Origin of the sequence: Staphylococcus coagulans (genome assembly GCF_002901995.1) — a bacterium.
Classification (GTDB): Bacteria; Bacillota; Bacilli; order Staphylococcales; family Staphylococcaceae; genus Staphylococcus; species Staphylococcus coagulans.
Window position 1 is genome coordinate 34,578 of the sequence record NZ_PPQN01000004.1, and the last position, 24,727, is coordinate 59,304.

Annotated in this window: 25 protein-coding genes; 10 read left to right on the top strand and 15 right to left on the bottom strand. The window is 36.4% G+C overall.

Annotated elements, in window-relative coordinates:
* Nucleotides 1–88: 88 nt before the first annotated feature.
* From CD118_RS00895 to CD118_RS00905, 3 genes are read right to left on the bottom strand one after another with little or no spacing between them, the layout of a single operon-like run.
* Nucleotides 89–700, bottom strand: coding sequence for an aminotransferase class IV (locus CD118_RS00895; RefSeq protein WP_050331628.1), 612 nt, complete (start codon nt 698–700; stop codon nt 89–91).
* A 2-nt stretch (nt 701–702) separates the two neighbouring features.
* Complete coding sequence (locus tag CD118_RS00900) at nt 703–1,836, bottom strand: chorismate-binding protein (RefSeq protein WP_060830286.1); 1,134 nt, start codon at nt 1,834–1,836, stop codon at nt 703–705.
* Complete coding sequence (locus CD118_RS00905; RefSeq protein ID WP_103356096.1) at nt 1,820–2,413, bottom strand: anthranilate synthase component II; 594 nt, start codon at nt 2,411–2,413, stop codon at nt 1,820–1,822. Before CD118_RS00905 ends, CD118_RS00900 begins: the two co-directional genes overlap by 17 nt.
* A gap of 267 nt (nt 2,414–2,680) precedes the next feature.
* Here CD118_RS00905 and queC point away from each other — a divergent pair, with 267 nt between their 5' ends.
* The 6 genes from queC (at nt 2,681) to CD118_RS00935 (ending at nt 6,442) form a co-directional block, all read left to right on the top strand.
* Complete coding sequence (gene queC / locus CD118_RS00910) at nt 2,681–3,352, top strand: 7-cyano-7-deazaguanine synthase QueC (RefSeq protein ID WP_103356097.1); 672 nt, start codon at nt 2,681–2,683, stop codon at nt 3,350–3,352.
* Nucleotides 3,349–3,780: a 6-carboxytetrahydropterin synthase QueD gene (gene queD, locus CD118_RS00915; protein WP_050331632.1), complete on the top strand. Its 432-nt coding sequence runs from the start codon at nt 3,349–3,351 to the stop codon at nt 3,778–3,780. The genes queC and queD overlap by 4 nt, the downstream gene beginning before the upstream one ends.
* Nucleotides 3,773–4,486, top strand: coding sequence for a 7-carboxy-7-deazaguanine synthase QueE (gene queE / locus CD118_RS00920; RefSeq protein ID WP_103356098.1), 714 nt, complete (start codon nt 3,773–3,775; stop codon nt 4,484–4,486). Before queD ends, queE begins: the two co-directional genes overlap by 8 nt.
* 188 nt (nt 4,487–4,674) lie before the next feature.
* Nucleotides 4,675–5,274 (top strand): hypothetical protein, encoded by a 600-nt coding sequence (locus CD118_RS00925; RefSeq protein WP_060830289.1) that lies wholly within the window; start codon nt 4,675–4,677, stop codon nt 5,272–5,274.
* A 65-nt stretch (nt 5,275–5,339) separates the two neighbouring features.
* Nucleotides 5,340–5,594: a GlsB/YeaQ/YmgE family stress response membrane protein gene (locus CD118_RS00930; RefSeq protein WP_016424461.1), complete on the top strand. Its 255-nt coding sequence runs from the start codon at nt 5,340–5,342 to the stop codon at nt 5,592–5,594.
* Between the two features lie 428 nt (nt 5,595–6,022).
* The gene (locus CD118_RS00935) at nt 6,023–6,442 is read left to right on the top strand and encodes an Msa family membrane protein (protein ID WP_060830290.1); all 420 of its coding nucleotides are present in this window, start codon (nt 6,023–6,025) and stop codon (nt 6,440–6,442) included.
* Between the two features lie 271 nt (nt 6,443–6,713).
* On the opposite strand, the gene CD118_RS00940 is transcribed toward CD118_RS00935, so the two are convergent.
* The 8 genes from CD118_RS00940 to norA all read right to left on the bottom strand — a co-directional run bounded on the left by CD118_RS00940 (nt 6,714) and on the right by norA (nt 18,169).
* A complete protein-coding gene (locus tag CD118_RS00940) occupies nt 6,714–7,673 on the bottom strand; it encodes a glycosyltransferase family 2 protein (protein ID WP_060830291.1) in 960 nt (319 codons plus the stop codon).
* 359 nt (nt 7,674–8,032) lie between these two features.
* The gene (locus tag CD118_RS00945) at nt 8,033–9,388 is read right to left on the bottom strand and encodes a hemolysin family protein (protein ID WP_060830292.1); all 1,356 of its coding nucleotides are present in this window, start codon (nt 9,386–9,388) and stop codon (nt 8,033–8,035) included.
* Nucleotides 9,389–10,194: 806 nt separating this feature from the next.
* The gene (locus CD118_RS00950) at nt 10,195–12,096 is read right to left on the bottom strand and encodes a PTS fructose transporter subunit IIABC (RefSeq protein ID WP_060830294.1); all 1,902 of its coding nucleotides are present in this window, start codon (nt 12,094–12,096) and stop codon (nt 10,195–10,197) included.
* Between the two features lies 1 nt (nt 12,097).
* The gene (gene pfkB / locus CD118_RS00955) at nt 12,098–13,021 is read right to left on the bottom strand and encodes a 1-phosphofructokinase (protein ID WP_060830295.1); all 924 of its coding nucleotides are present in this window, start codon (nt 13,019–13,021) and stop codon (nt 12,098–12,100) included.
* Nucleotides 13,018–13,773 carry a DeoR/GlpR family DNA-binding transcription regulator gene (locus CD118_RS00960; protein WP_050331640.1) on the bottom strand — a complete coding sequence of 252 codons (756 nt, stop codon included), beginning with the start codon at nt 13,771–13,773 and terminating at the stop codon, nt 13,018–13,020. The genes pfkB and CD118_RS00960 overlap by 4 nt, the downstream gene beginning before the upstream one ends.
* A 152-nt stretch (nt 13,774–13,925) precedes the next feature.
* A complete protein-coding gene (ybaK, locus tag CD118_RS00965) occupies nt 13,926–14,405 on the bottom strand; it encodes a Cys-tRNA(Pro) deacylase (RefSeq protein WP_060830296.1) in 480 nt (159 codons plus the stop codon).
* A gap of 23 nt (nt 14,406–14,428) precedes the next feature.
* Nucleotides 14,429–16,753, bottom strand: a complete 2,325-nt coding sequence (locus CD118_RS00970) for a CDP-glycerol glycerophosphotransferase family protein (RefSeq protein ID WP_103356099.1) — start codon at nt 16,751–16,753, stop codon at nt 14,429–14,431.
* Between the two features lie 252 nt (nt 16,754–17,005).
* The gene (gene norA / locus CD118_RS00975) at nt 17,006–18,169 is read right to left on the bottom strand and encodes a multidrug efflux MFS transporter NorA (RefSeq protein ID WP_050331643.1); all 1,164 of its coding nucleotides are present in this window, start codon (nt 18,167–18,169) and stop codon (nt 17,006–17,008) included.
* 406 nt (nt 18,170–18,575) lie between these two features.
* On the opposite strand from norA, the gene CD118_RS00980 reads away from it, so the two are divergent.
* The 3 genes from CD118_RS00980 to CD118_RS00990 are packed head-to-tail and all read left to right on the top strand — an operon-like array spanning nt 18,576 to nt 20,211.
* Nucleotides 18,576–19,193, top strand: a complete 618-nt coding sequence (locus tag CD118_RS00980) for a DUF1361 domain-containing protein (protein WP_050331644.1) — start codon at nt 18,576–18,578, stop codon at nt 19,191–19,193.
* The gene (locus CD118_RS00985; protein WP_103356100.1) at nt 19,190–19,462 is read left to right on the top strand and encodes a hypothetical protein; all 273 of its coding nucleotides are present in this window, start codon (nt 19,190–19,192) and stop codon (nt 19,460–19,462) included. The genes CD118_RS00980 and CD118_RS00985 overlap by 4 nt, the downstream gene beginning before the upstream one ends.
* Before the next feature lie 35 nt (nt 19,463–19,497).
* Complete coding sequence (locus CD118_RS00990) at nt 19,498–20,211, top strand: CPBP family intramembrane glutamic endopeptidase (RefSeq protein ID WP_103356101.1); 714 nt, start codon at nt 19,498–19,500, stop codon at nt 20,209–20,211.
* Nucleotides 20,212–20,411: 200 nt separating this feature from the next.
* On the opposite strand, the gene mdh is transcribed toward CD118_RS00990, so the two are convergent.
* The 4 genes from mdh to CD118_RS01010 form a co-directional block, all read right to left on the bottom strand.
* Nucleotides 20,412–21,365, bottom strand: a complete 954-nt coding sequence (gene mdh, locus CD118_RS00995) for a malate dehydrogenase (RefSeq protein ID WP_050331647.1) — start codon at nt 21,363–21,365, stop codon at nt 20,412–20,414.
* Between the two features lie 298 nt (nt 21,366–21,663).
* Nucleotides 21,664–21,945 carry a hypothetical protein gene (locus tag CD118_RS01000; RefSeq protein ID WP_050331648.1) on the bottom strand — a complete coding sequence of 94 codons (282 nt, stop codon included), beginning with the start codon at nt 21,943–21,945 and terminating at the stop codon, nt 21,664–21,666.
* Between the two features lie 80 nt (nt 21,946–22,025).
* A complete protein-coding gene (locus CD118_RS01005; protein WP_060830298.1) occupies nt 22,026–22,934 on the bottom strand; it encodes an aldo/keto reductase in 909 nt (302 codons plus the stop codon).
* A 26-nt stretch (nt 22,935–22,960) separates the two neighbouring features.
* Nucleotides 22,961–23,953, bottom strand: a complete 993-nt coding sequence (locus CD118_RS01010; protein WP_103356102.1) for a CobW family GTP-binding protein — start codon at nt 23,951–23,953, stop codon at nt 22,961–22,963.
* Nucleotides 23,954–24,178: 225 nt separating this feature from the next.
* On the opposite strand from CD118_RS01010, the gene mgrA reads away from it, so the two are divergent.
* Nucleotides 24,179–24,616 carry a global transcriptional regulator MgrA gene (mgrA, locus tag CD118_RS01015; RefSeq protein WP_016424444.1) on the top strand — a complete coding sequence of 146 codons (438 nt, stop codon included), beginning with the start codon at nt 24,179–24,181 and terminating at the stop codon, nt 24,614–24,616.
* Nucleotides 24,617–24,727 lie beyond the last annotated feature (111 nt).

The window sequence follows — 24,727 nt, forward strand, 5'->3', positions numbered from 1 at the left end:
TGACGAAAAACAAGTTGATTCCCTATCCATTGGCCAAGCCAGAGTACAATCATAAATCCTAATAAATGCACCACCATCATAAAATCACCTAATTCTTTAGTTCAAGTGAAATAGGGACCCATTCACGTAAACTATTAATCATCCACAACTGGCCACCTTGTTGTAACATTTCTAACAAGTCATCCACGGTAAAGTACTGCTCTATGATTTTATGTTGCTCTAGTAGCATTTGACGCATGCACCCTTGTAAAAAATCGTGGGCGTAATTGGGCGTGATAGATTGCCCGTTAATCACGACGACAACATTCCCTATATCGAATTCTAAAATTTTTCCATCCGCATCATAAAAAAGTGCTAACTGTGTCGTATGATCATGTGCCAAATAATCACGTTCAGACGTTTTGTAGATTCTTTGCCACGTAGGCACTTGATTTTTTGATGGCATCAACTGCGAGGTCATCTTTTTAATTTCACCAAGCGCACCGACTTCAACTTGCATCTCCCCAGATTGATGCACAATCAACTTGACCCGATACAGTCCACTGGGATATTGATTTTGAACATGCTTCAAATTGTGTTGCCATCGTTCAAAATCAAAGGGGATGTTTAATGACTGGCTTGCACTTTTTATTCTTTTATAATGATATTGAAGGCGAGAAATCTGCCCCGCTTCAAGCCGCATCGTTTCAAATAATTTCATAACTACCCCTCTAATATTTTAGTTTTCGTACAAAATTCTTCATATTCTTTGTCGGGATCAGAATCAATTGTAATGCCTGCACCTACACCGTAATAAAAAACTTCATTGATCCGTTCGATCGTCCGAATGGGTACGTTGAAAATCGCGCGTCCATTCGGATGAAGTAATCCTACCGAACCACAATAAATATGACGGGGTGTCGCTTCAAGTTCATGAATGATACGCATCGTATTGATTTTAGGTGCCCCGGTAATCGAACCACAAGGAAATAAAGCGCGTAGTAAATCTTGATAAGTTGTGTCATCTGAAATTTCCCCTGTGACCATCGTTGTCATTTGAAAAACAGTCTGATAACGTTCAATCGCAAATGGATGTTTCACTTGAACAGTCCCTTTTTTCGCTACACGAGCAATATCATTTCTTAATAAATCAACGATCATTACATTTTCGGCTCTATCTTTTGACGAAAATCTTAACGCTTGTTCATTAGCTTGATCATCTTCAACCGTAAGCCCTCGAGGCATCGTCCCTTTCATCGGTTTACTCACCACTGTACGAGAATTTGTTTCGAAATCTCCTAACTGAAAAAATAATTCTGGTGAAATAGATGCTACTTTAATTTCTTCAGTATCTATTAATACGGTATAGTCCCCATTCGCGCTCTGAGTAAAGCGTTGGTACAAAGCTGAAATCGACAACGCATCAAAGCTTTTAAGGCGCGTCGTATAGTTGACTTGGTATGTCCACCCAGCAGTGATTTCATCTTGAATTTTACGAATGTGCTGCTTGATGGTTTCGGGCTGTGTCACGAAATGAAAACGTCCGCCCGCCTTCTCAGGCCCTTCTCCCTCTTCAACAGCGTTCACTGGTGCATCAAACACATAATAGGCTGCATAAATATGGTGCTCTGGTGTATGTGTGATGAAGTCACGTTGGAAATAAGGCGCTGCCTCATAAGGCAAATAAAGTGCGACATAATAGCCTTCTCGTTGGTAGGCTTCAGCTTCATCAACTAAGGAGCCAACTTCTTCAATTTCATAAGCAATCCTTTTCTCAATGGGATGCTCAAAACGATATCGATAAGATGTCGTTGTATCTGCGTCGCTATAATATTTATAATTAAACTTCACAACCATCGATGATCCCTGCTTTTCTTAAAAAATTTCTCATTTGTTCATGTCCGTACTCTGACAAAATGGACTCCGGATGATACTGTAAACCGTAAATGGGCCACTGTATATGGCGCACAGCCATCACAATGGCATCTTCATTCAACGCTGAAACGACTAAAGGCGTATGGATTGTGTTAGGATTAGCCATTAATGAATGGTAACGCATCACGTTGAAAGATTTAGGCAACGCATGAAACAACGTTGACCCGTCATGATGCAAACGTGTCGTATGACCGTGGACTGGACGTGGGGCGTGAATAATCTTTCCGCCATAATACGTCACGATAAGTTGAAATCCTAAACAGATGCCTAAAATTGGAACTTCTTTCTCAAATGTGCGTATCACGTCAAACAATATTGGATAATCTACTGGTGCACCAGGCCCTGGAGAAATCACAATGGCACTCGGTTTTAACTGCTCCAACATAGGAAGAGATACCTCATCGACATCAATGACTTTTACTGTTTGCTGACTCTCCACCTCTAAATAATCAACAATATTATACGTAAATGAATCTTTATTATCTATCATGACTATCATTTTTTTGCCTCATTTTTATTTAATAATTCTATTATCACAAATGTGCGCATAATTGACAAAGTTCTAGCTAATATCATTTCAAAATATTAGGATGACTTGATTTCTGTGCCTAAATGTATTACAGTATGGAACGTAATTGAATTAAAGAGGTTCCTAGCTTCTAACCCTCTATAAAAAACTAGACACCTTCCGTCTACCTTTTTATAGAGACGGCTTTTTTTATGTCTTATTTTAGGATCTCTACATAAAATAAGGAGCGAAACAATTATGTCTAAGGTGCTCAATGATGAAAAAGCAGTCGTTGTATTTAGCGGTGGCCAAGATAGTACAACCTGTCTCTTTTATGCGAAAAAACATTTCAAAGAGGTGGAGTTGGTTACTTTTGAATACGGTCAACGTCATGCGAAAGAAATAGAAGTTGCAAAAGCAATCGCAGAGGATCAAGGGCTTAAACATCATATTCTTGATATGAGTTTATTATCTCAACTTACACCCAATGCGCTGACATCGCATGACATGCAAATAAAGACCAATGAACAAATACCTAACACTTTTGTCCCTGCGCGAAACTTACTTTTCCTCTCTTTTGCCGGTGCACTCGCCTATCAAATTGGTGCGAAACACATTATTACAGGTGTCTGTGAAACAGATTTCTCAGGTTACCCAGATTGCCGTGATGTCTTTATTAAATCAATGAATGTCACACTCAACTTATCGATGGAACGCGACTTTGTTATTCATACACCATTAATGTGGTTAGATAAAAAAGAAACATGGGCATTGAGTGATGAATTAGGTGTACTTGATTATGTGCGTTATCGTACACTTACTTGCTACAACGGCATCATCGCAGAAGGTTGTGGCGAATGCCCAGCTTGTCGCTTACGTCAACGCGGTCTCGAACAATATCTTGCTGAGAAAGGAAGTGAAAAATCATGATGCAACAAATTTATCCATCTGTAAATCATGATTATACGTACGAACTCAATAAAGACTTTAACTTTTCAGCTGCACATTTTATCCCTGATGAACGTGCAGGTAAATGCATGCGCGTTCATGGGCATACGTATTTTGTAAATATTACGATAGCAGGCGATGCCTTAGATGAACTTGGTTTCCTCATTAACTTTAGTGAGCTTAAAAGTCTTATCCATGATAAATTTGATCATTATTTATTGAATGATTTAACACATTTCCAAGGCAAAAGCCCCTCTACTGAAATCGTAGCGCAAACGATTTACGAAATTGTGGCTGAACATTTAAAAGATTTACCACATGCGCCAAAATGTCTTCAAATCTTTTTACGCGAAACACCTACAAGCTATGTCGTCTATCGACCGAAAAAACAGGAGCCAAATCATGGCTAAAATACCTGTACTCGAAATTTTTGGTCCTACAATCCAAGGTGAAGGTCGTGTTATCGGTAGAAAGACAATGTTTGTGCGCACAGCTGGATGTGATTTTCGTTGTAGTTGGTGTGATTCCAAATTCACTTGGGATGGCAGCATGAAAGATGAAATCCAAATGATGTCCGCTGAAGTCATTTTCGACCAACTTAAAGCGATTGGTGGCGATCGCTTTAATCATGTCACGATTTCAGGTGGAAATCCTGCACTCATCAAAGGAATACAAGCATTAGTCGATGTTTGTCAATCTCACGGCGTCCATACCGCACTTGAAACACAAGGAAGCCATTTCCAACCTTGGATGCGTCAAATTGATGATTTAACGATTTCACCGAAACCACCAAGTTCGGGTATGAAACAAGATTTGGAACGACTAGATCATGTGATTGCGCAATGTGACGTGTCACAGATTAATTTAAAGGTTGTTGTGTTTGATGATGTGGATTACCAATTCGCTAAAATGATTCATCATCGCTATCCTCATCTGCCTTTTTATTTACAAGTTGGAAATCCTTATCTTGAAGATTATGTCAAACACCATACCCAAAAATTACTTGAACGTTATGAACAACTGATTGATCGTGTCACTGAAGATGCAGAAATGAATGAAGTATACGTGTTGCCACAATTGCATACATTAGTTTGGAGTAATAAAAAAGGCGTTTAACTCAAGCCATCCAATCGCCCATTTTACACTTCCACAATGATGGGAATAAATAGATGAAGGAGAACTGTCTGTATGACGATTTTCCTTCATCTATTAAATTTTATAAAGATTTAAAGTGTTATTAAATGCCAATAAGAGATGAGATTGATATAATGGAAAAATGAATTGCGAATAGTTAGGAGAACATAATGGCCTTATTTGTCATCTTAAACATTATTATCGTGATTGGGACATTATTAGTTGATTTACATCGACATCACTATCGATATATTCGACTCAGTTCGGTAATTCTATCACTCACGTTAAGTAGTTTCGTGAACCCAATCTTATTGAATAAGCTTAATTTTATCACACTCGCCACGATGTTAATGTATTTAACATGGTTGATCTTACAATATCATTTAGATTACACGCATCATACATTTAAAATTAGACATCAAAAATTCTTTATTGGTGTTTTAACCATTATGATTAGTATTTTATTTGTCATTTTGGCACGGACATCTGAAGTATCAATTTATATGTCTGTACCGTATTTAGCCCCTGCCATCTTCCTATTTGGTGGGATATTACAATTTTCAACCACGTTAAACTCACCGTGTTTTTCAAAATTTTATCAAGTTTTGAAAATAAAACATCCGATTTGGATGGGTGGCACTTTGATTCTCTTATCAATGATTACAATGGTCAGCCTTACGCCTTTTTGGTACCTTTTTGTAATTGTATACGTCGGCTTTTGGGCAACATTAACGATTGAAAAAATATTTATTTTACCCAAAAATGATTAAACCATCAACAAACGTGGTATTTACTTATAGAACCTTATGGTATAGAAAAAAAGGAGGCATACACTATGGGTTTTATAATTATGTTAATCGTCGGTGGTCTTATCGGTTGGGCTGCTGGAGCAATTTTAGGTAAAGATATCCCAGGTGGTATTATTGGTAACATTATCGCTGGTTTAGTCGGTTCTGCGATTGGTAGCTGGCTATTCGGTCATTGGGGCCCATCATTAGGCGGCGTTTATATTTTACCAGCATTAATCGGTGCAATTCTTGTTATCGCAATTGTATCACTTGTTTTAGGTAAAATGCGTGGTAAAAAATAAATTTAAAATGATATTGAAATACATGGGCTTTGGCTCATGTATTTTTTTATGTATAAAAACGACCAACAAAGTATCGCGCTTTCATAACGCATCGTTAATGCGCTTTGCTAACCGCTACACAACATTTTTCATCCCCCACGATTATATCCACAAAAAACTTCTTTTTCATTGTATAATTTTTAAACTTTAAATATAAAACAAATGTATTTTACTCGCTAATATTCATTTATCTATAATATTGCTTTTTAAAATTAGTTTACATATAATACTTTTAAAGGCATGCCTCTCTTCATAGTGAGGTTTTGGCCTTTTTATAACTATCATTTTGAATCTTTTAACTCAACTTATACAATCTAAACTTTACATTTTATACAGTGTTTGATGATTTGTCTCTATCAAATAGATAATGATTATATGGGAGATGATTAATGAAAATGAATTACAAAGCCGCACTATTTGCACTCTTTTTAAATATATTATTTTCAATTTTAATGTTCATATTAAAGTTTAATATTGGTTTAATGATTATAGCATTTACGATTATTTTAGTTCCTGTTTTGATTAATATTCTCTCTTTATTTATAAGTAAACAATCTTATAATTTATTGACATTATTAACAATGAGTGTTTTTAATGTTGCATATTATGTTATTTCTGCAAATACCATATTAAATAATTCTCACTTTCAAATCTTTGCCTGTCATTATTCCTATGAGACAAATGGCTCTATTATGAATTTAAAAGAACATTCACTTTCTATACCTCACCTAATCGTTTTTTTCTTACTTTACTTTGTGTTGAGTTTATTGTGCGCTAAAATTTATTCAAAAATCTTAAAATTAAAATGATGTGGTTGAGACACACAATGGTCTTACGACAAAACCGGTCATTTTCAATATCATTTGCGCGTATTTTCGTATTAGTTGTGTACGACGTGGCTCATGCATCGTTTTAAATCTATTCTAAGCTATACAACTTGCACTTTGCTCCTCTTTAAAGCAAGTTCATTATTATTTTGAAATAAAAAAGCGTAGGAGAGAAATCGTTTTGATTTCGTCATCCTACGCTCCACAAAAAAACAGTCGCCCCTATGAAGATTAAAAATAAAATTTATACTTGTTACTTTTTATCAAACTTTGGTGTTTCTACATTAGAGGCTTGCACAATGTATTGCGGTCGTCGCTTTACCTCATAATATATCCGCCCGATATACTCACCCATCACGCCAATAGAGACGAGTTGAATGCCACCAATAAATAATATCGCCGCAATTAACGTAAAATAGCCGGGTACATCAACACCATGGATAAGTGTATCAACAAATAAGTAAATAATATAAACCATACTCATTAAAAAAATGAACAATCCCAAGTAAATCATTGTACGTAGTGGCTTATAATTAAATGAAATCAATCCATCTATAGCATAATTGAATAAACTTTTTATAGACCATTTTGATTGTCCTGCTTCCCGCTCAACATTTTCATATTGAATCACTTTACTACGGTAACCAATCCATGAAAATAAGCCTTTAGAAAAACGATTATACTCTTCTAAACTTACTAACGAACGCACCGCGCGTTGGCTTAAAAGTCTAAAGTCACCAATGCCATCTTCTAATTCAATATCTTCAATGAAATAGTTGATTATTTTGTAGTAACAGCGCGTCATCCATTTCCGAGAAGCGTGTTCACCTTCGCGATTACGCTTTGCGATAATTTGGTCATAGCCTTCCCGGTATGCTTTTACCATATCAGGTATAAGTTCTGGAGGATGTTGTAAGTCTGCATCAATCATCACAACCGCATCACAATCTACACTATGTTCAAATCCTGCAAACATTGCTGCTTCTTTACCAAAATTTCGACTAAATGAGATATATTTGAGATGTTGCGTTTCATTGGCTGCCTCTTGAAGTATTGTAATCGTATTATCGTGACTCCCGTCATCAATAAACAATAAATCATACTCATACACTTGTGCAACACTGTCTTTTTCTAATATTTCTACCAATTGTTGTATGGTTTGATGTAGTACATCTTTCTCGTTATAACATGGGACAATCACACGTAATTTCATTATTTGTGCACCTACTCTATCTACTTTTTCTATATCTCGTCCTTTTGTTTCTACCCATTTCCTACATAAAAGTAACGTTCATTAGAAAAGCGCGCGCTCACGCAAGGCGCTATTCCTACCTCTAAAGGATAGCATATGATTATTCGATTTTAATCTCAAAACCTCTTCCCAATCTGTGATTGCTATTATATGGCTCAGTCCTGTTAATCCATTTTTACATGACAACCCAATATTAACTATTAACTGCAAATGATAGCATCGAATATAAAATCCAAAAAAGAGAGGAGTTGTCCACACATCTCTCTGTTATGGACACTCCTCATTAAAATCATTCACTTTTCCGTATTAGGATACTTTTTTTATGCTTCTTCTTGAAGTTCATAATCATCTTCATCACGCTGTCGAGAACGTTCTGAGTTGTATTCATAGCGCAACAATACATGAATTATCTGGTGATTTTCGATTTCTGAAATCACCCAACGATCATAAGTTGTATCGACGTAATCATCTTGTTCTAAGTCTGTATTTTGAGCTTGAAGCCAGCCCCCAATCGTATCAATATCTTCTGAGTCTTCAAAGTAAATACCAAACTTTTCTTCTAAATCGCTTAGTAGTACACGACCGTTGATTTGATACGTTTGTTGATCAAGCTCGACAATATCATTGATTTCATCATCGTCAAATTCATCACGAATTTCACCAACGATCTCTTCAAGAATATCTTCCATCGTCAATATCCCAGCTGTACCGCCATATTCATCAATAATTAAGCTGATATGCACATGTTCACGTTGCATTCGAACAAGCGCATCGCTAATCCGTGTTGATTCTGAAATCATTGGTAATTCATGAATATAGTTGGCAATTTTAATTGGTACACCCGATGCATATTCTGTCAGAAATTCTTTTACGTTGATAAATCCTTTAATATGGTCTTTATCACCATCTTCAGTAATCGGATAACGTGTGAACTGATATTCTTTAATTGTTTCTAATAACTCATCTACATTGAAAGGTTCGTTCAATGTGATCATTTGCGTACGTGGTACCATAATATCTTTGGCATGACGCTCATCGAATGAAAAAATATTTTGCATATACGCAAGTTCAGTTTGGTTGATTTCACCACCATGATAACTGTTGTTCATAATGATTTTCAATTCTTCTTCAGACATCGCCTCATTACCAGCATTTGGATCAGCGCCAAACATTCTAATAATTAAACGCGCAGAACCATTCATTAACCATATTAACGGTTTCATCACAAAACCGAAGTAATATAAAGGTCTCGCATATAATAATGCAATGCGATCTGTATGTTGGATTGCTAAACTTTTAGGTGCAAGCTCACCGATGACAACGTGAATGTAAGTCACGATAATAAATGCAGTCACAATTGATACGGTTGTGACAATCGCATCAGGAATATGAATGAGTCCAATCAGTGGCTCTAATAAGTGCTTAAATAAAGGCTCACCTAACCACCCTAAACCTAGAGATGTCACTGTAATCCCTAGCTGACAGGCTGATAAATAATAATCAAGATTTGAAATCATTTTTTTTACAACACGCGCATTGCCATTCCCTTCAGCAATTAGCTGTTCAATGCGTGATGCTCTTACTTTAACTAATGCAAATTCTGAACCGACAAATACAGTAGTTAAGGCAATTAATGCAAAAAATATAAATAAATATAATATGGTCGTACTATCCAATTAGTTCCCTAATAGATAGGGATTCACCTCCGTTAATTGCATCGCTCAATAGAAAGCGATGGCGATAAGTGTATATGACCTAAGTGACACAACATCGTATTCATGCCTAAATCCTTCCCATTGAGCTACCTCCAGACATAAAAATATTAATTTTATCATACCATAAGTTTTAGTGAAATAATACTATGAAACTATCGTACTTTAGTAGGAATTCCTATAAACCACGCACATCTTTTTCACTCAGCCATTCTTCGTTCATCACAATATTTAAAAACAATCTATTTCTGCATACAACAAAGCGTTCGGGACATAGATTTCAAAATAAATAGCGCTCAGATGATTTTTAATAGAAAACCGTCTGAACGCTTCATTTTTATGATAAAACTTCGTATTATATGACTTCGCTTTCCGAGGGGACAGCCTCAGCCTGTAGTCTTCGGCTCGTCCTGTTTCCTCAGGAGTCTCGTTATAAATCCTTCGTTTATGCATATAATCATTCACTATTATAGTTAAGAACAAGTCGCTTTTGCTTAGTCTAGTCAGCTTTGCGGAGGCAATACAACGCAATCTTTGTTGCACATGAAATTTCTGTGTTGCACCCAAAATCCAATTTGGCTTTATCACGTTTTTACTACAATTACACCAAATTAAGTTGAGATTTCATCCCCCTAAGCAAGCGCGTTCTTGGAGGCATGATTATCAAAAAATTTATATCTAAAACGCTTTAAATCTATCACTTTACTTTCCATTCTTATCGGCTTTTGTAAATTATCTCATCACCTTACTATTAAGGATCATCTTATTTTTTAAATAGTAGGTTTTGTTGGTGCCTTTTTCAACAATCCGTAAATGACTGCACTTACAATGGCACCAATCAAAATGGCAACAATTGTTAAAAATGCATGACTTGGATCAGTTCCGATAATAACGACCAATCCACCATGTGGCGCGTTAATAGATGCACCAAACAATAGAGCAAGTCCACCCGCTACGCCTGAACCAATCATCATTGAAGGAATGACACGCAATGGGTCAGCTGCAGCAAACGGAATTGCACCTTCAGTGATAAAGCTTGCACCCATTACAAAATTCGGGATAATAGAACCACGTTGCTCTTTTGTAAATTTTGAGCGGAAAATTAGCATTGCAAGCGCGATTGCGATAGGCGGCACCATACCGCCGATCATTGCTGCAGAAATTGGTGCTGTATTACCCGCTGTTAATGCAGCAGTACTAAATACGTATGCAGCTTTATTAAAAGGTCCACCCATATCGATAGCCATCATCGCACCGATAACAACACCAAGTAATACGATATTACTGCCTGATAAATGATCTAATCCATTGACTAAGCCATTATTCAACCATGCGGCCGGCGTATTGAAAACATAAATCATCAATATCCCTGTCAAGAATACAGAAAATATTGGATAAATCAATGTCGGTTTTAAACCTTCTAACATTTGAGGAAAATTTCTTGTTAATTTTTTAATACCTTCAGTGATGTAACCAGCTAAGAAACCAGCTATAATACCACCTAAAAATCCTGAACCACCTGAAATAGCGAGCATCCCACCAACAAGACCTGCGGCAAAACCAGGTTTATCAGCAATACTTCGTGCAATATAACCTGCTAAAATAGGAATAATTAACGCAAATGCACTTTTGTTCCCAATCTGCCATAACGTTGCTGCAAAAGCATTGTAATGACTACTATTCGGGTCAAATGCGTCTGGATGAATCATAAACACAATCGCCATTAAAATACCACCTGCTATAACGAGTGGTAACATGTTAGAAACCCCGTTCATCAAGTGTTTGTAGATTGTTTTGCCAACACCTAATTTTTCATTACTTTCTTCAGTATGCTGTCCAGATGCAGCTACAAAAGGTTTTCTTGATGTATCTAAAGCACTGTTGATTAAAGCTTCTGGGCGCTTGATACCATCAGCAACGGGTACTTGAACAACATTTTTTCCATCAAAACGGTTTGTTTCAACATGCACATCCGCTGCCACAATAATTCCGTTAGCGCGTTCAATATCCTCTGAAGTCAGTTTGTTTTTGATTCCACCCGCGCCATTTGTTTCTACTTTAATATTAACGCCCATTTCTTCAGCTTGTTTTTTCAATGCATCCCTTGCCATAAAAGTGTGTGCAATACCTGTGGGGCAAGCAGTAACTGCCAATACATAAGGTTGATCTTGATCGACAATAGGTTGTGCGTCTTCAACGCTGTCTTCATCTGTTGCTTCATCGTCTGCACGATTAATAATTGCTAATACATCTTCCTGTGTCTCTGCATGTAAAAGTGCTTCTCTCACTTTTTCGTCCATCAAAATACCTGAGAGTTTCGCTAATGCATCTAAGTGTGTTTGTGCCCCTGAAGCAGGTGCCGCAATCATAAAGAAGAGATGTGCGGGTTGCATATCTAAACTGTCATAGTCAATCCCTGCTTTTGATTTACCAAATGCAATCGCAGGTTGTTTTACAGCTGCTACTTTTGCGTGTGGAATCGCAATCCCTTCACCAATTCCTGTTGAGCTTTGTTGTTCACGTGCGTGGATGGCTTTTTTGAAATCTTCTAGATGGCTTAATTTTCCTGCTTGATTTAATTGCTGTGCAAGTTCATCAATTGCTGTATCTTTTGTTGTCGCAGAAAGATCCATAGCAATCGTTTCTTTAGTGAGTAACTCTGTAATTCTCATGTTACCCCTCCTCGTATAATGGTTGGATTGTCACTTGTGCTCTCAGTTCTTGAATTTTGTCATATTCTGCTAGATCATGATTAAACGCCGTTGCAGAGCCCGAAGCAATCGCAAGTTTCAATGCCTCTGGAACCGTTAATTTTTGAGTTAAGCCTGCAACCATGCCTGCCACTGTACTATCACCTGAACCGACTGTATTAATCACTTGACCTTGTGGTGCTTGAATCCGATAAGCTTCCTTCTCATCAACATAAATCGCACCTGCACCACCTAGAGACACGATAACGGCCTGTGCGCCTTTTGTAACTAATTGACGTGCATACTTAAGTACTTCTTGATCAGTCTTAATTGTGACATTAAACATCTGCTCTAGTTCATGTTGATTCGGCTTAATAAAATGTGGGCGATAAGGTAATATCCCTTCAATTAATGATTTTTCAGCATCTACAACCAACTGTGCTCCTGTTTGTTGGGTGATTTTTGCGATATCGGAATAAATACTTCCTGGCAAGCAGGTCGGTACACTTCCAGCAACAATAATTACATCGTCTGCAGTTGTTTTACGAAGCTGTTCAAATAACGCTTCGACTTGTGTATCAGTAATATGAGGACCTGCAGCATTAATTTCCGTCTCGTCACCACTTTTTAACTTGATATTTATACGTGTATCTTCATTGACGTGGGTAAATGCGGTTTGAATGCCCGCTGTTTTTAATGTATTTTCGATAAATTGCCCAGGAAATCCACCCACAAACCCGAGAGCCGTGGACGGCGTATCTAATGTTTGTAAGACACGGGAAACGTTAATCCCTTTACCTCCTGCAAATTTAGCAGTGTCTGTCGTACGGTTCAGTCCGCCCGTTTCAAAATCATCTACAAACATGACATAATCAATGGATGGATTAAACGTCACTGTGTAAATCATAATTGCCCTCCTAAAATTTCAAAATGTGAATCATATTGTGTATAACCATTGATACTTTTCACTTTTTCAGAAGTGATGATAATGGGTCGCTCTTGTGTATGAATCGTCGCTAAAAATTGTTCATTGAATTTGGAAGTATCTGCGAGTACATAAGCTTGTTGCGCCTGTGAAACGGCAGTTTCTTTAACAATCGCTTCTCGTTCATCAGGTGTTGTAAAGCCTGCCTCAATATCAATCCCATTCACACCAAGAAACACCTTGTTAAAGCGATAATGTTTTAGAAAATCAACAGCTCGACCGCCTACAACAGCCAACGTATTTCCTTTCACATCTCCGCCAATCAATTTAGTTGGGATGCCTTGTTTGAGTAAGCCTTCAACATGAGATAAACCATTTGTCACAACGGTAATCTCTTTCGCACTCAGATAAGGAATCATCTCTAACGTCGTCGAACCTGCGTCGAGATAAATGCAATCTCCCTCATTAACGAGTTGGGCCGCCTTTTTAGCAATGGCCACTTTTTCTTCAATATGCTGTGTTCTTTTTTCATAAAGTTCTGGCTCTTTAGGATTATTAATTAATTTGGCACCACCATGCACACGTGTTAACTTGCCCTCTTCTTGTAGCCGAGATAAATCCCTTCGAATCGTCGAGGCACTTGACTCTGTGTATTCGACGAGATGTTGTAATGACAAAAAGTTATGTTGTGCTAATGCGTCGAGTATCATTTCATGTCTCTTCTCAGTTAACATCTTCCCACCTCAATTCGCTTTCATTATAGTGTATCCGTTTTCAAAAATCAATCGTTTTCAACCAAAAATAACCAATAACAATCACACAATGCATAAAAAAGACACATTTTAGTCATTTTTCAATCAAAAACAACCAAAATGTGCCACTTCACTTACTGGATTACATCAACTGTCTGTGCTTGACTCATTCGAATTAGGTCTTCTGGTGCAACTCCCATTTGTACACCTCTTTGACCTGCACTCACAAATACAGTTTCACAAGCTAAAACAGCCGTATGAATCGTCGTTGGAAAATGTGTCTTCATCCCTATAGGTGAACAGCCACCGCGTATATAACCTGTTACTTTCTTCAAATCATCTAAAGGCATAAGATGTAACTTTTTCTCATTGACGGCAGCCGCTGCTGCTTTCATATCTAAGTGCGCATTAACTGGAATGACGAACACAAAATGGTCATGGTCATCATTTTCAAGTACGAGTGTTTTATATACCGTATCTGTCTCTGCTTGAATTAAATCAGCCACTTCATGCCCTTCAATATGTGCATCACTCACAGGAAAAGTACGTATCTCATATTCTACTTTCGCTTGATCTAACATGCGCATCGCATTTGTTTTCTTTTGCTTTGCCATGATATCCCTTCTTTCAAGTCTTACTATTGTTCTAAGATAAACTGTGCTACTTTGTTATCACTCTCAATTTGATCATAGGTCATAAGCTCCTTTGTCATTTTTTGATGGTCCACATGTTTATTTTGCAAAATCATGTTCTGAATTTGTTCGATGCTTTGACCTACTTTTTGAATGTTTGTAAATTGTTCAATATCAAAGTAGAAACCGATATCTTGTTGATAACGCGTCGTATCTTCATCAAGGATAAGTATAGGTCGATTTAAGTGTGCAAAATCAAAAATTGCGGACGAATAATCTGTTATTAAGACATCTGAAATTAAATACAATTCTTGAATATCAACCAATTCATTGAAGAAACAATGAATTCTTGGGTGCAATCGATCATAGACTTCACGTAAATGCCCCTCGTTCGGATGCAGTTTAACAATCATTTCATACTGATCAGGCAGCCCTTCTATCAATGACACAATATCAAGCGTCGAGACGGATTGACGTGTATCTTTTCGCCATGTAGGACAAAATAAAATATATCGCGTCTCTTTATTCTTAGTAAACATATACTTTTCTTGGATTGCTGATCTTCTCTCCACATCTTCTTGATAGCGCATCAAATCACTATTTCTCGGTGCGCCTTCACGCAATATTTTTAAATTTGGATGCGTCTTCAATTGGAAGGCAGATTGAATATATTGTTCATATCGTGATGAAGATGAAAGTAAAACATTCCATTTTTTCATACGCGGTGCAAATTGCAGCGCTTGCTTTTGACGTTCTTGCTCATCCATTAAGTCATTTACCATCCGTTTTAACGGAAAACCATGCCATGTTTGAACAACACATTGCTGGGGATGTTTCACCAATCGATCCCATAAATTCCCGTTAATTACAACGTAGGCACTTTTTTCAAAAGTACGCATATATGAACGTGTACCAAATCGTATCGGCGTCATACCAAAAGCTCTAATCTCCAAATCAACTAACGGGTCTGCTGAACTTACGTAAATTTCTAATTCTGGATTTAATCTTTTAAGTGCACAAGCAATGTACTTAGGATCCCCTGAAAAGTTTTTGCCATGAAAAGATTCAATAAAGACGTGTTTTTTAGCGACTTGACGTTGACGAATTTGGCGTTGCTTCACATGTCCTTCAACTTTAAAAATAACTTGACGAACTTTATTATAAAATCGAGAACCTTTACGCAAGGGTCCTTTAGATGAAGACTCTAAATTTTGTTTTGTCTTGATTGCAAATCTTTTCGCCATTTCCTGAGCAAATTGGTATCTTGCCTTTATTTTTGGAGGCTGAATATCAGCTTGTTTCACTTGATGCTGTTGTGCGATTTCCAACGTTTTAGCAATGAGCGCATTTGTATCATTAATACGGACAAATTGTTGTTTTAAAACCTCAATATCTTCTTGTCTCTCTTGATTCGTGTACTGCGCACTAAAAGCTTGCAACAACGTATCGGCGTCTGATTTTAAATCTTTTTGAAGCCAGTGTACAGCATGAAAAGGTGTGTAGATGGCTTTTAATACCTGATCGTCTCCAGGATAAAGGCATACACGATGCCCTTGTGCAATGGCTTCTAGTATGGAATAGCCCAATGTTTCATAAGGCGAAGATGAAAAATAAATATAAGATTCTGGTTCTGCTTCATTGATATGAACATTGCTTTCTAAACGATAATAACGCACTAAATTCTCATAAAGTTCAAGTGAAGGCCCATAGCCTTGAAGATATAAATGAATTTGTGATTGGTGACGTTCGTGTATGAAATAACGCATCATTTTTAATGCATAAGAAATATCTTTAATTTCGTCTTCAAAACGTGCTTTAATTAATAAATTATGAGTCGTAGCTGTAGGTGCTTGCGCTATTTTTAGATGATTTGTATTGACATACATCGGAAACACGTACGAATAATCATAGCGTTGTTCGAATGCTCGTGCAATGGCTTCTGTACTTACACGTACTGCATCGACCGCTTCTAACGCCAAGTCCATATGCGGTGAAATATAAGCTAACGGACTGTGAATTTCACCGAGTATCACTGTTTCAGGTGAAAGCTGTTTCACTTCGCGTGCAAATATAAAAAAGTCTTCTCGTGTGATGATCAATAAATCTGCGTACGCAATAGAATTTGCACCAAGAAACGATTGGAATTTTACATTTTTTAGTTGTCCACCTTCTTCTGCTATCAATGACTTTAATCGTTGTTTTCTCACACCCATATAGTTGACGTAAGTCACTTGATGACCTGCTTGGCACAACGATTGAATCAAATTTAAATTACTTCTAGTTGTGCCTCCTTTTTGAAAAATATGATAACCCAATATTTTAATATGCATATCGAATTCGCTCCTAATTTTACTTTTCAATTTCTCCTATTATATCACGAAAGCTTTGCCTTTTCGGCTGATAACATTAGCCCGCACTTTCTCACTTTTTTCTATCATTTTATGTATTCAAAAATAAAACCTCGTTCATAGAATCAAGATAGGTGGCTTATTTTAAAACCATTCAATCCATATTTCTATCAACGAGGTGTCATTTCATCATTTACCCACATGGATGTATGTTTTGATTTTAGTGAAAAATCATTACTTGCTTTTTTGATATTTCCCTCTAAACTGGCTTTCAATGACAATGACCACGCAACCTAATATCATAAAAGCGATAGACATTAGTAACGGATATTCAATATCGATATCGTAAAGCGTTCCTGCAATTAATGGGCCAATAAAGTTCCCCATACTTGTAAATGTCGAATTCAATCCCCCAGCAAAACCTTGACGATGCCCTGCTATATTTGAAAAATAATTGGTAAGGGCTGGACGAATTAAATCAAAGCCAATAAAGACAACAAAACATAACAACATGACATGCCAATACGTATGCGCATAGATTAATAATACTAAAATAATCATTGAATAAATCAAAGCATAGGCGATAAATTTCAATTCACTAAAATAACGCATCATTTTATCAAACAAGAACACTTGGAAGATGGCTCCCAAGACGCCTCCACCTGTAATGGCAATCGAAATATCTACCGGTTTGAAGTTAATTTTATCTGCTGTATATAGCGGGAATAACGTTTCAAATGCAGATAAACCAAATGCAAGGATTAACGTCAGTATGGCAGGCGTAATAAATACTTTATAGTTAATTTTTCCAAGTTCGGCGTTATCAAACTGATGAAAACCTTGCGTCGTTTGTTTCTTTGGAGAATGGACGTAGATGACCGTTCCGACAAAAGCTAATGCACCAAGTGCCCCAGCCACAACGAACGGCATACGATGTGAGATTTCAGCAAAGAAACCACCCGCGCCTGGACCTAGAATGTAGCCTGCTGATATAATCGCTGACATATACCCGAAGTTACGCGCTTTATCTTTTGAAGGTGATAAATCTGCAATCAAACCGGTCACACCTGGCATTACCATTCCTGCACTCAAACCACCTAATACGCGAGAAAGGATTAAATATGAAAATGTGTGGCTTGCTGCAAATAAAAATTCAGAAACACTAAACAGCACAAGCCCAATACAAATAATTAATTTTTTACCTAAACGGTCGGCTAATGCGCCTCCGAAAGGTGAAATAATCATTTGTGCAAGCGCAAAAACAGCGACGAGTATTCCAAGATCAGATCCAGTTAACCCTAAATCCTTTAAATAGATAGGAAGTACTGGAATTACGAGTCCAATTCCTAGAAATACTAGAAAAATATTTAAGTATAAAATAATAAACTGTTTATTCATACACTTCCCTCCCTCAATGCATTCAAAATATTAAAACATTATATAACAACGACTTAACAAAATAAAGAACAAAAACTCAAATCAAACCATTTAAAATATCTATTTAAAATAAAATTTTAGCGTTTATTTTTGTCTTTTTCAAAATAGATAGCCCGCTATGCAAAAATTCCCATCTCATCGGCTTAGAACTGACGGTGCTCATATTTAATCAATATACACACTATGCCCTTATAATATCAGGATTTAGACTATCCATAGTCTCTTTCATATCCTTCATTTACCCTGTTTCAATGAGAAACAAATTTAATCATATGTATATTTTTTTGTTCTGCTCTTATAAAATATTTGAATCCTTTTTCATAACAAGTTATCCTTATTTGCGCATAACATAGAAGGAGGCTTGATAATGAAAGCACGTTATATTGCACGTTTATTTTATATTGTCTTTTTCATCATCTCACTTTTTTCACCTACGCAATATAAATTTATAGCACTTAATATTACACTTGCCTACATTCCTTTAGAGCTTGCACTTTTGCTTAAACTCTTTCTTCCAAAACGCTGGTTTGAATGGCCATTATTTTTAGTGTTTTTGACAGTGTTTATTTTAATGTTACCTAATACCTTTTATATGATGACAGATTTGATACATCTTAATCATTTCGGCTTTGATTTCCTATTAGGTCTTAATCTCATAGAGTGGACCAATTTTGCTCTATTGACAGCTTCTGTCATGTTTGCGGCATATTGTTATGTATTAATCATATTAGAACTTTATCATATGATAACATCGAAGTGGTTTAGGGTTTTAGTCCTGCTTGGCATGATGATTTTAAACGGCGTCGGTATTTATGTAGGTCGTTTTTTACGCTTCCACAGTGTACACGTCATTAATCATCCATTTTCTGTCATATGGTCAACGTTAAAAGCCATTGATACCCCCGCAATGATTTTCATTTCGTTAATCGTTGGCTTACAAGCACTCTTATTAATATTTGTGAAAGGGGTACGCAGTCACACATGAATATGTTCTTTATTATTGTCATTGCCATCGTATTGATACAAGCAATCATTGCTATACTCTATTCTCAAATGAATTGGCCATGGTATGTATGTCTTATTGTCTTTTCATTTCCGTTTGGTGTCGCATTGTTTTTAATACAATTACTCTATTACGAACGTTTTCATAAAGATTGGGATGTCACGTTTAAAACAAAATTATTACTAAAGTATAGTTATATTTTGACGTTTTTAGAATTTGTTGCATTGTATTTAATCATTTTTGTGGTTTAATAGTATCATCATAGTTCATATATGGAGGTCATCTTATGCGCGCATCTTCAAATCATCCTGTTGCCTGGAGAGACCTATGGGCATTTGTGATTTATTTTTTAGTTCAAGTCATCTTAGCAAAACTTTTTAGCTTATTGTTAGTTCCGTTGCATAATTTTCCAGTAAGTTTATTGTTTCTCATTATTGGGATTATCACTGCATTAACGGTGATTGGATATTTAATTTGGTCCCATCGACATCATTGGAAAGAAAAAATAATCCATGCTATTAAAGCGTCTCGAAAGTATATTGGTACGATGATTGGTGCTTATTTCCTTTATATTTTTGCCAATGGGCTCATGACATATCTTTTTAAATTTTTACCAGAGCAATGGCAATTTAAGGAAACAGGGAATCAAGAAAGCTTAATGCTTTTTTTCAATGATCCAAAATGGTTACCGCTTGCGTTTTTAAGCATTGTTATTTTATCTCCTATTACGGAAGAGTTACTATTTCGACATGTGTTAATTGGGGAACTCGGCAAAAAAGTTGGATATGTAATAACAGGGATTATTTCCACCGTCGTTTTTGCGCTTTTACATATGCAAGCGGCACAATCTCCATTCGAAATTTTCCCATATCTATTTTTAGGACTCATGTTTACCTATACTTATATTAAAAGTGGATGCAATATTGCAATTTCAATTATGATGCACATGTTTAACAACTTTATGGCGTTTATCATTATGGTAATTCAACTTCACGCGTAGTGTAATTGATACAGGGGTGTTACTTTGATTTCAAATCGAAAGTAACACCCCTCTTTTTTTATAACATCACAGTGTTATTCAATCGTTTATTCTTCACATAAAAGATGACTCAATTTTTAAAAATGTCTATACAGATTTAAAAATCGAGTCATCTTCTAAAATGTCGCTAGACCAAACTTAATCTATTTTTATACGTCGATTTAATGTGATTGTGATGACGTTGCTTTTAATGAGGCTTTTACGGATTCAACCGCTTCAACCGAATGCGCTAATTGTTGCTGTTCATCTTCATTCAGTTCTAATTCGATAATGCGTTCTACACCATTCGCACCTAAGATGGCAGGTACACCAATATAAATATCATTTAATTGATATTCCCCTTGGCAGAATGCAATCGTTGGAAGTACCCGCTTCTGATCTTCTAAAATAGCAAGAACCATTTCATATACTGCTGCAGCAGGTGCATAATATGCAGAACCGTTGCCTAATAGTTTTACAATTTCTGCGCCACCTTTTCTTGTTCTTTCAACAATAGCGTCTATTTGTTCTTGTGGCATAAGCTCAGTTAATAAAACGCCGTTCACTTGGCTGTGACGAATTAAAGGGACCATAGTATCTCCATGTCCACCTAAAACAAGCCCTGTCACATCTTTCACTGCGACGCCGAGCGCTTCAGCTACAAAAGTATTAAATCTCGCTGTATCTAAAACACCTGATTGACCCATAACTCTTTCACTAGGAAAGCCGGACGTGCGATAAACGGTATAAGTCATCGCATCGACAGGATTAGTTAATACAATGATTGTACAGTTTGGCGAGTATTTAACTACTTTTTGAGTGACCTCGACCATAATTTCTTCATTCGTTTGAACTAAATCGTCTCGACTCATCCCCGGTTGTCTTGGCAGGCCAGCTGTAATTACCACAACATCAGAATCTTTAGTTTCTGCATAGTCCACAGTTGCATGCACATGTACATTAAACCCTAAAATTGCACCACTTTGTTGCATATCCAAGGCTTTCCCTTTCATCACCGATTCATTTTTTTCTCGGTCTACAAGTAAGACATCTGCATGACCATGCATCGCAATAATAAATGCTAATGTTGCACCTGTATGACCTGATCCAATGATAGAAACTTTTTTACGTTTCATGTTCACTACCCCCTTGTATATCCTCGTCTTTATTATAACACCCTCAAGTTGCTTTTTTCATTTTTAGAGTAAAATCATTTGCATCTTTTTTTATCTTCCATTGCAAATCTATAGACACAAAAAGCACGTCCCTATCACAAAGTACGTATGCGATACTTCGTTTGGCACAAAGGCAATTCAAATACTTATCAAATTCTCGTTACTTTAGGGAATAAACAATGCGTCCTTATCAAATAAAAACGGCACTTTTACATCACGCTTTTTCAATAAGCTGATCATAAAAGTGCCATTCTATACATTAGTGATATTTGAAAAGCATATATAAGTATAACGAAAATGCGCCAATCATTAACACGGTCATCATTAATAAATACAATGTTGTACGACCATATTTAAATAAGAATGCGATGAACATCGCGATAACGTTATAAACCATAAAAATACCAAAAACTGTAACTAACCAAACCGTATCAGGTGAAAAAATAAATAAAAATGCAACGATGAGTCCAAAAATAATATAAGGTATGGCGATGACGTTGCGTTCAAAACGACTACGTTTAATTTTTTCTTCTTCTGTCATAAGACTGCCCCTAACTTCAATTCGTAATAATCCGATTTTACAATGTTTTTAACGATGATGCACCGACAAGTTGTGACAAATTATGGAATATCATAGCCTTGTGCTGCAGTAAATATATCAAACCATTCTTGGTCATATAATTCAATATCAAGCCCTTGGATAACACGATCAAGCCGCTCTAACTGTTGCGTCCCTACAATCGGCATAATCTGAGCGGGATGCTTTTTAAACCAAGCCGAAACAATGGCTTCAACAGTTGTGTGATGTGCTTGTGCAATACGTTTAAGTACTGTCATGACACGTTGTCCTTTTTGATCGTCGCTTTGAAATAGTGCACCACCAGCAAAAGGACTCCAAGCCATTAATTTGACGTTTTCCCGTTGCATATCATCAATCGTGCCATCTTGAAAAGCGGTCAATTGATATGGAGAAATTTCAATTTGGTTCACTGCAATATGAAATTTATCGTCTTTCAAACATCGATTAAGCAATTCATATTGCGCGCGTTTAAAATTAGATACACCAAACGAACGAATTTTACCTTCATCTACCAAATCTTTCACAGCATCTGTAATTTCACATGGTTTCATTAGTGGCGAAGGTCGGTGAATGAGTAAACTATCTAAGTAATCAACTTGAAGTTCTTTTAATGATCGCTCTACTGCACGCTTAATATGTATTTTACTAAGATCATATCGATGTGCGGTTTGATGAGGATGAATTGCGTTTGGCTGAACAATCCCACACTTTGTAACAATCTGCAGTTGATCTCTAAGTGAAGGGGATAACGCAAGCGCCTTGCCAAACATCCCTTCTACAGTATAGTGACCATAAATATCTGCATGGTCCACGGTTGTGACACCTCGCTCAACCAATTCATGAATAAAGCGATTCATTTCTTGTGATGACATTCCCCACTGATCTGCGCGATAAAATCCTTGAATAATTCTTGAATAGTGTACATGTTGATTAATTGCAATCTTCTCCATAAATAACACCTCTTGATTGATCCATATTAACTAAATTGTAGCACATCCAAATTATTACTGAGTCTAGCTTCATCTAATTGCTCCCCAATCAAAACGACTGATGATGGAAAATCTACATCTCCGACACTTTCAATCGTAGGCAAACCTTGAGCATATTGAATTAAATACATTTCATCCGGACTTTCTCGAAGTCTAACGTAACCTTTTAAGCGTAACACATTTTCTGGTAATTTTAGGATAAACTGCACCAACTGCGCTTGTGAAATTGCTGAACTAAAAGTATATTTTAGACTTGTATAATGCGCATGATGATGGTCGTGATGATGATTACCATGATGATGATGTTCATGTTCATGGTGCGCATGATGTCCGTGACGATGTGCATACTCGGGTAACGTATGCTCAGCGCCTGCATTTTCAATGACAGTTTGTTGAACTTGTCCATGGTCTGAAATTAACACACGACTTTTGGGAGCAATGGTTTCAATCGCTTCTACAATTTCCTTTAAGTCACTGTCATTTGATAATAAATCGACTTTATTAATAACAATCGTTTGACTCGCGCGAACTTGGTCTTCTAATAAATCAAGCGTTTGTTTCGAATAGTTTTGCCGAGATAAAAATCTTGAACTATCTACAATACAAATCGCTTCTGGATTTTCGAAGGTTTGCGCAATAAGCGGGTCTTGACAAGCAATCAAAACATCAATCGGATTTGCAATCCCTGTCGCTTCGATAATAATCTGATCAACACTGTTTTTTTGTTGACTTAGTTGATATAAAACTGCAATTAAATCATGTTGTAAATCACAACAAATGCAGCCTTGTAATATGGATTGTTTGACGTTGTAATCCTTTAAAATTCGACTATCCACATCAAAATCCCCAAATTCGTTTACAATGAGTGCGACTTTCTCATCTTTTTTTAATATTTGCGTCATATAATGATTTAAGAATGTGGTTTTGCCACTTCCTAAAAACCCATTAACGATTGTAAGACGCGTTTTATTTTTAAGCATAAATTTAATCCTTTCTCTTAATAAATCTACAAATCTGTTATAATATATGTGTATGTCTGACTTTTAACTTGATAAAGTACGCTTTATCTTCTAAAATTACCGCATGCTATATTTTAAGGATAGCATAGATTTAAGTGAGAACGGCTTAAATCCACTCGATTATGGACGGGTTCCCATTCGTGATAGAGAGAGAAAACGAATAGAATGTCTGGAGGAGAACTAATTATGTCTGACCATTTAAACTTGAAAGAGCAAGTATGTTTTAGTTTGTATAACGCACAAAGACAAGTTAATCGTTATTATTCAAACAAAATTTTCAAAAAATACAATCTCACGTATCCACAATTTTTAGTATTAGAAATTTTATGGGACCATTCTCCTGTTAATGTAAAGAAAGTTGTAACAGACTTAGCGCTTGATACGGGTACAGTATCACCGTTATTAAAGCGTATGGAACAAATTAATCTCATTAAAAGAGAGCGTTCTGAAATTGACCAACGTGAAGTGTTTGTACATTTAACTGAAAAAAGCAAAGATATGCAACCAGAGCTCGCAAATGCATCACAACTTGTTACTGAAGCTTCATCATTAACAACTGATGAGGTTAAGGAGCTCAATCGATTACTTGAAAAAGTAATTACTGCATTTGAAGAAAAGAAATAATAATTAACAGTTCTTGAAGTGTGTTCTATTTAATGGGTGATAAAATCAGTTATTCTAGTTTCAAATATGACAGTGTATTGCTATAGATAGACTTTGATTTTTGGGGACCGA

Excerpts from the sequence above, each read along its gene's own strand:
- queE (WP_103356098.1), top strand. The coding sequence starts at position 3,773 with ATGGCTAAAATACCTGTACTCGAAATTTTTGGTCCTACAATCCAAGGT.
- CD118_RS01010 (WP_103356102.1), bottom strand. The coding sequence starts at position 23,953 with ATGCTTAAAAATAAAACGCGTCTTACAATCGTTAATGGGTTTTTAGGA.
- CD118_RS00985 (WP_103356100.1), top strand. The coding sequence starts at position 19,190 with ATGAATATGTTCTTTATTATTGTCATTGCCATCGTATTGATACAAGCA.
- CD118_RS00950 (WP_060830294.1), bottom strand. The coding sequence starts at position 12,096 with ATGAGAATTACAGAGTTACTCACTAAAGAAACGATTGCTATGGATCTT.
- CD118_RS01005 (WP_060830298.1), bottom strand. The coding sequence starts at position 22,934 with ATGGAGAAGATTGCAATTAATCAACATGTACACTATTCAAGAATTATT.
- CD118_RS00930 (WP_016424461.1), top strand. The coding sequence starts at position 5,340 with ATGGGTTTTATAATTATGTTAATCGTCGGTGGTCTTATCGGTTGGGCT.
- CD118_RS00970 (WP_103356099.1), bottom strand. The coding sequence starts at position 16,753 with ATGCATATTAAAATATTGGGTTATCATATTTTTCAAAAAGGAGGCACA.
- CD118_RS00960 (WP_050331640.1), bottom strand. The coding sequence starts at position 13,773 with ATGTTAACTGAGAAGAGACATGAAATGATACTCGACGCATTAGCACAA.
- queD (WP_050331632.1), top strand. The coding sequence starts at position 3,349 with ATGATGCAACAAATTTATCCATCTGTAAATCATGATTATACGTACGAA.
- CD118_RS00935 (WP_060830290.1), top strand. The coding sequence starts at position 6,023 with ATGAAAATGAATTACAAAGCCGCACTATTTGCACTCTTTTTAAATATA.
- CD118_RS00905 (WP_103356096.1), bottom strand. The coding sequence starts at position 2,413 with ATGATAGTCATGATAGATAATAAAGATTCATTTACGTATAATATTGTT.
- CD118_RS00925 (WP_060830289.1), top strand. The coding sequence starts at position 4,675 with ATGGCCTTATTTGTCATCTTAAACATTATTATCGTGATTGGGACATTA.
- CD118_RS01000 (WP_050331648.1), bottom strand. The coding sequence starts at position 21,945 with ATGACAGAAGAAGAAAAAATTAAACGTAGTCGTTTTGAACGCAACGTC.
- ybaK (WP_060830296.1), bottom strand. The coding sequence starts at position 14,405 with ATGGCAAAGCAAAAGAAAACAAATGCGATGCGCATGTTAGATCAAGCG.
- CD118_RS00990 (WP_103356101.1), top strand. The coding sequence starts at position 19,498 with ATGCGCGCATCTTCAAATCATCCTGTTGCCTGGAGAGACCTATGGGCA.
- pfkB (WP_060830295.1), bottom strand. The coding sequence starts at position 13,021 with ATGATTTACACAGTGACGTTTAATCCATCCATTGATTATGTCATGTTT.
- CD118_RS00900 (WP_060830286.1), bottom strand. The coding sequence starts at position 1,836 with ATGGTTGTGAAGTTTAATTATAAATATTATAGCGACGCAGATACAACG.
- queC (WP_103356097.1), top strand. The coding sequence starts at position 2,681 with ATGTCTAAGGTGCTCAATGATGAAAAAGCAGTCGTTGTATTTAGCGGT.
- norA (WP_050331643.1), bottom strand. The coding sequence starts at position 18,169 with ATGAATAAACAGTTTATTATTTTATACTTAAATATTTTTCTAGTATTT.
- mdh (WP_050331647.1), bottom strand. The coding sequence starts at position 21,365 with ATGAAACGTAAAAAAGTTTCTATCATTGGATCAGGTCATACAGGTGCA.
- CD118_RS00940 (WP_060830291.1), bottom strand. The coding sequence starts at position 7,673 with ATGAAATTACGTGTGATTGTCCCATGTTATAACGAGAAAGATGTACTA.
- mgrA (WP_016424444.1), top strand. The coding sequence starts at position 24,179 with ATGTCTGACCATTTAAACTTGAAAGAGCAAGTATGTTTTAGTTTGTAT.
- CD118_RS00895 (WP_050331628.1), bottom strand. The coding sequence starts at position 700 with ATGAAATTATTTGAAACGATGCGGCTTGAAGCGGGGCAGATTTCTCGC.
- CD118_RS00980 (WP_050331644.1), top strand. The coding sequence starts at position 18,576 with ATGAAAGCACGTTATATTGCACGTTTATTTTATATTGTCTTTTTCATC.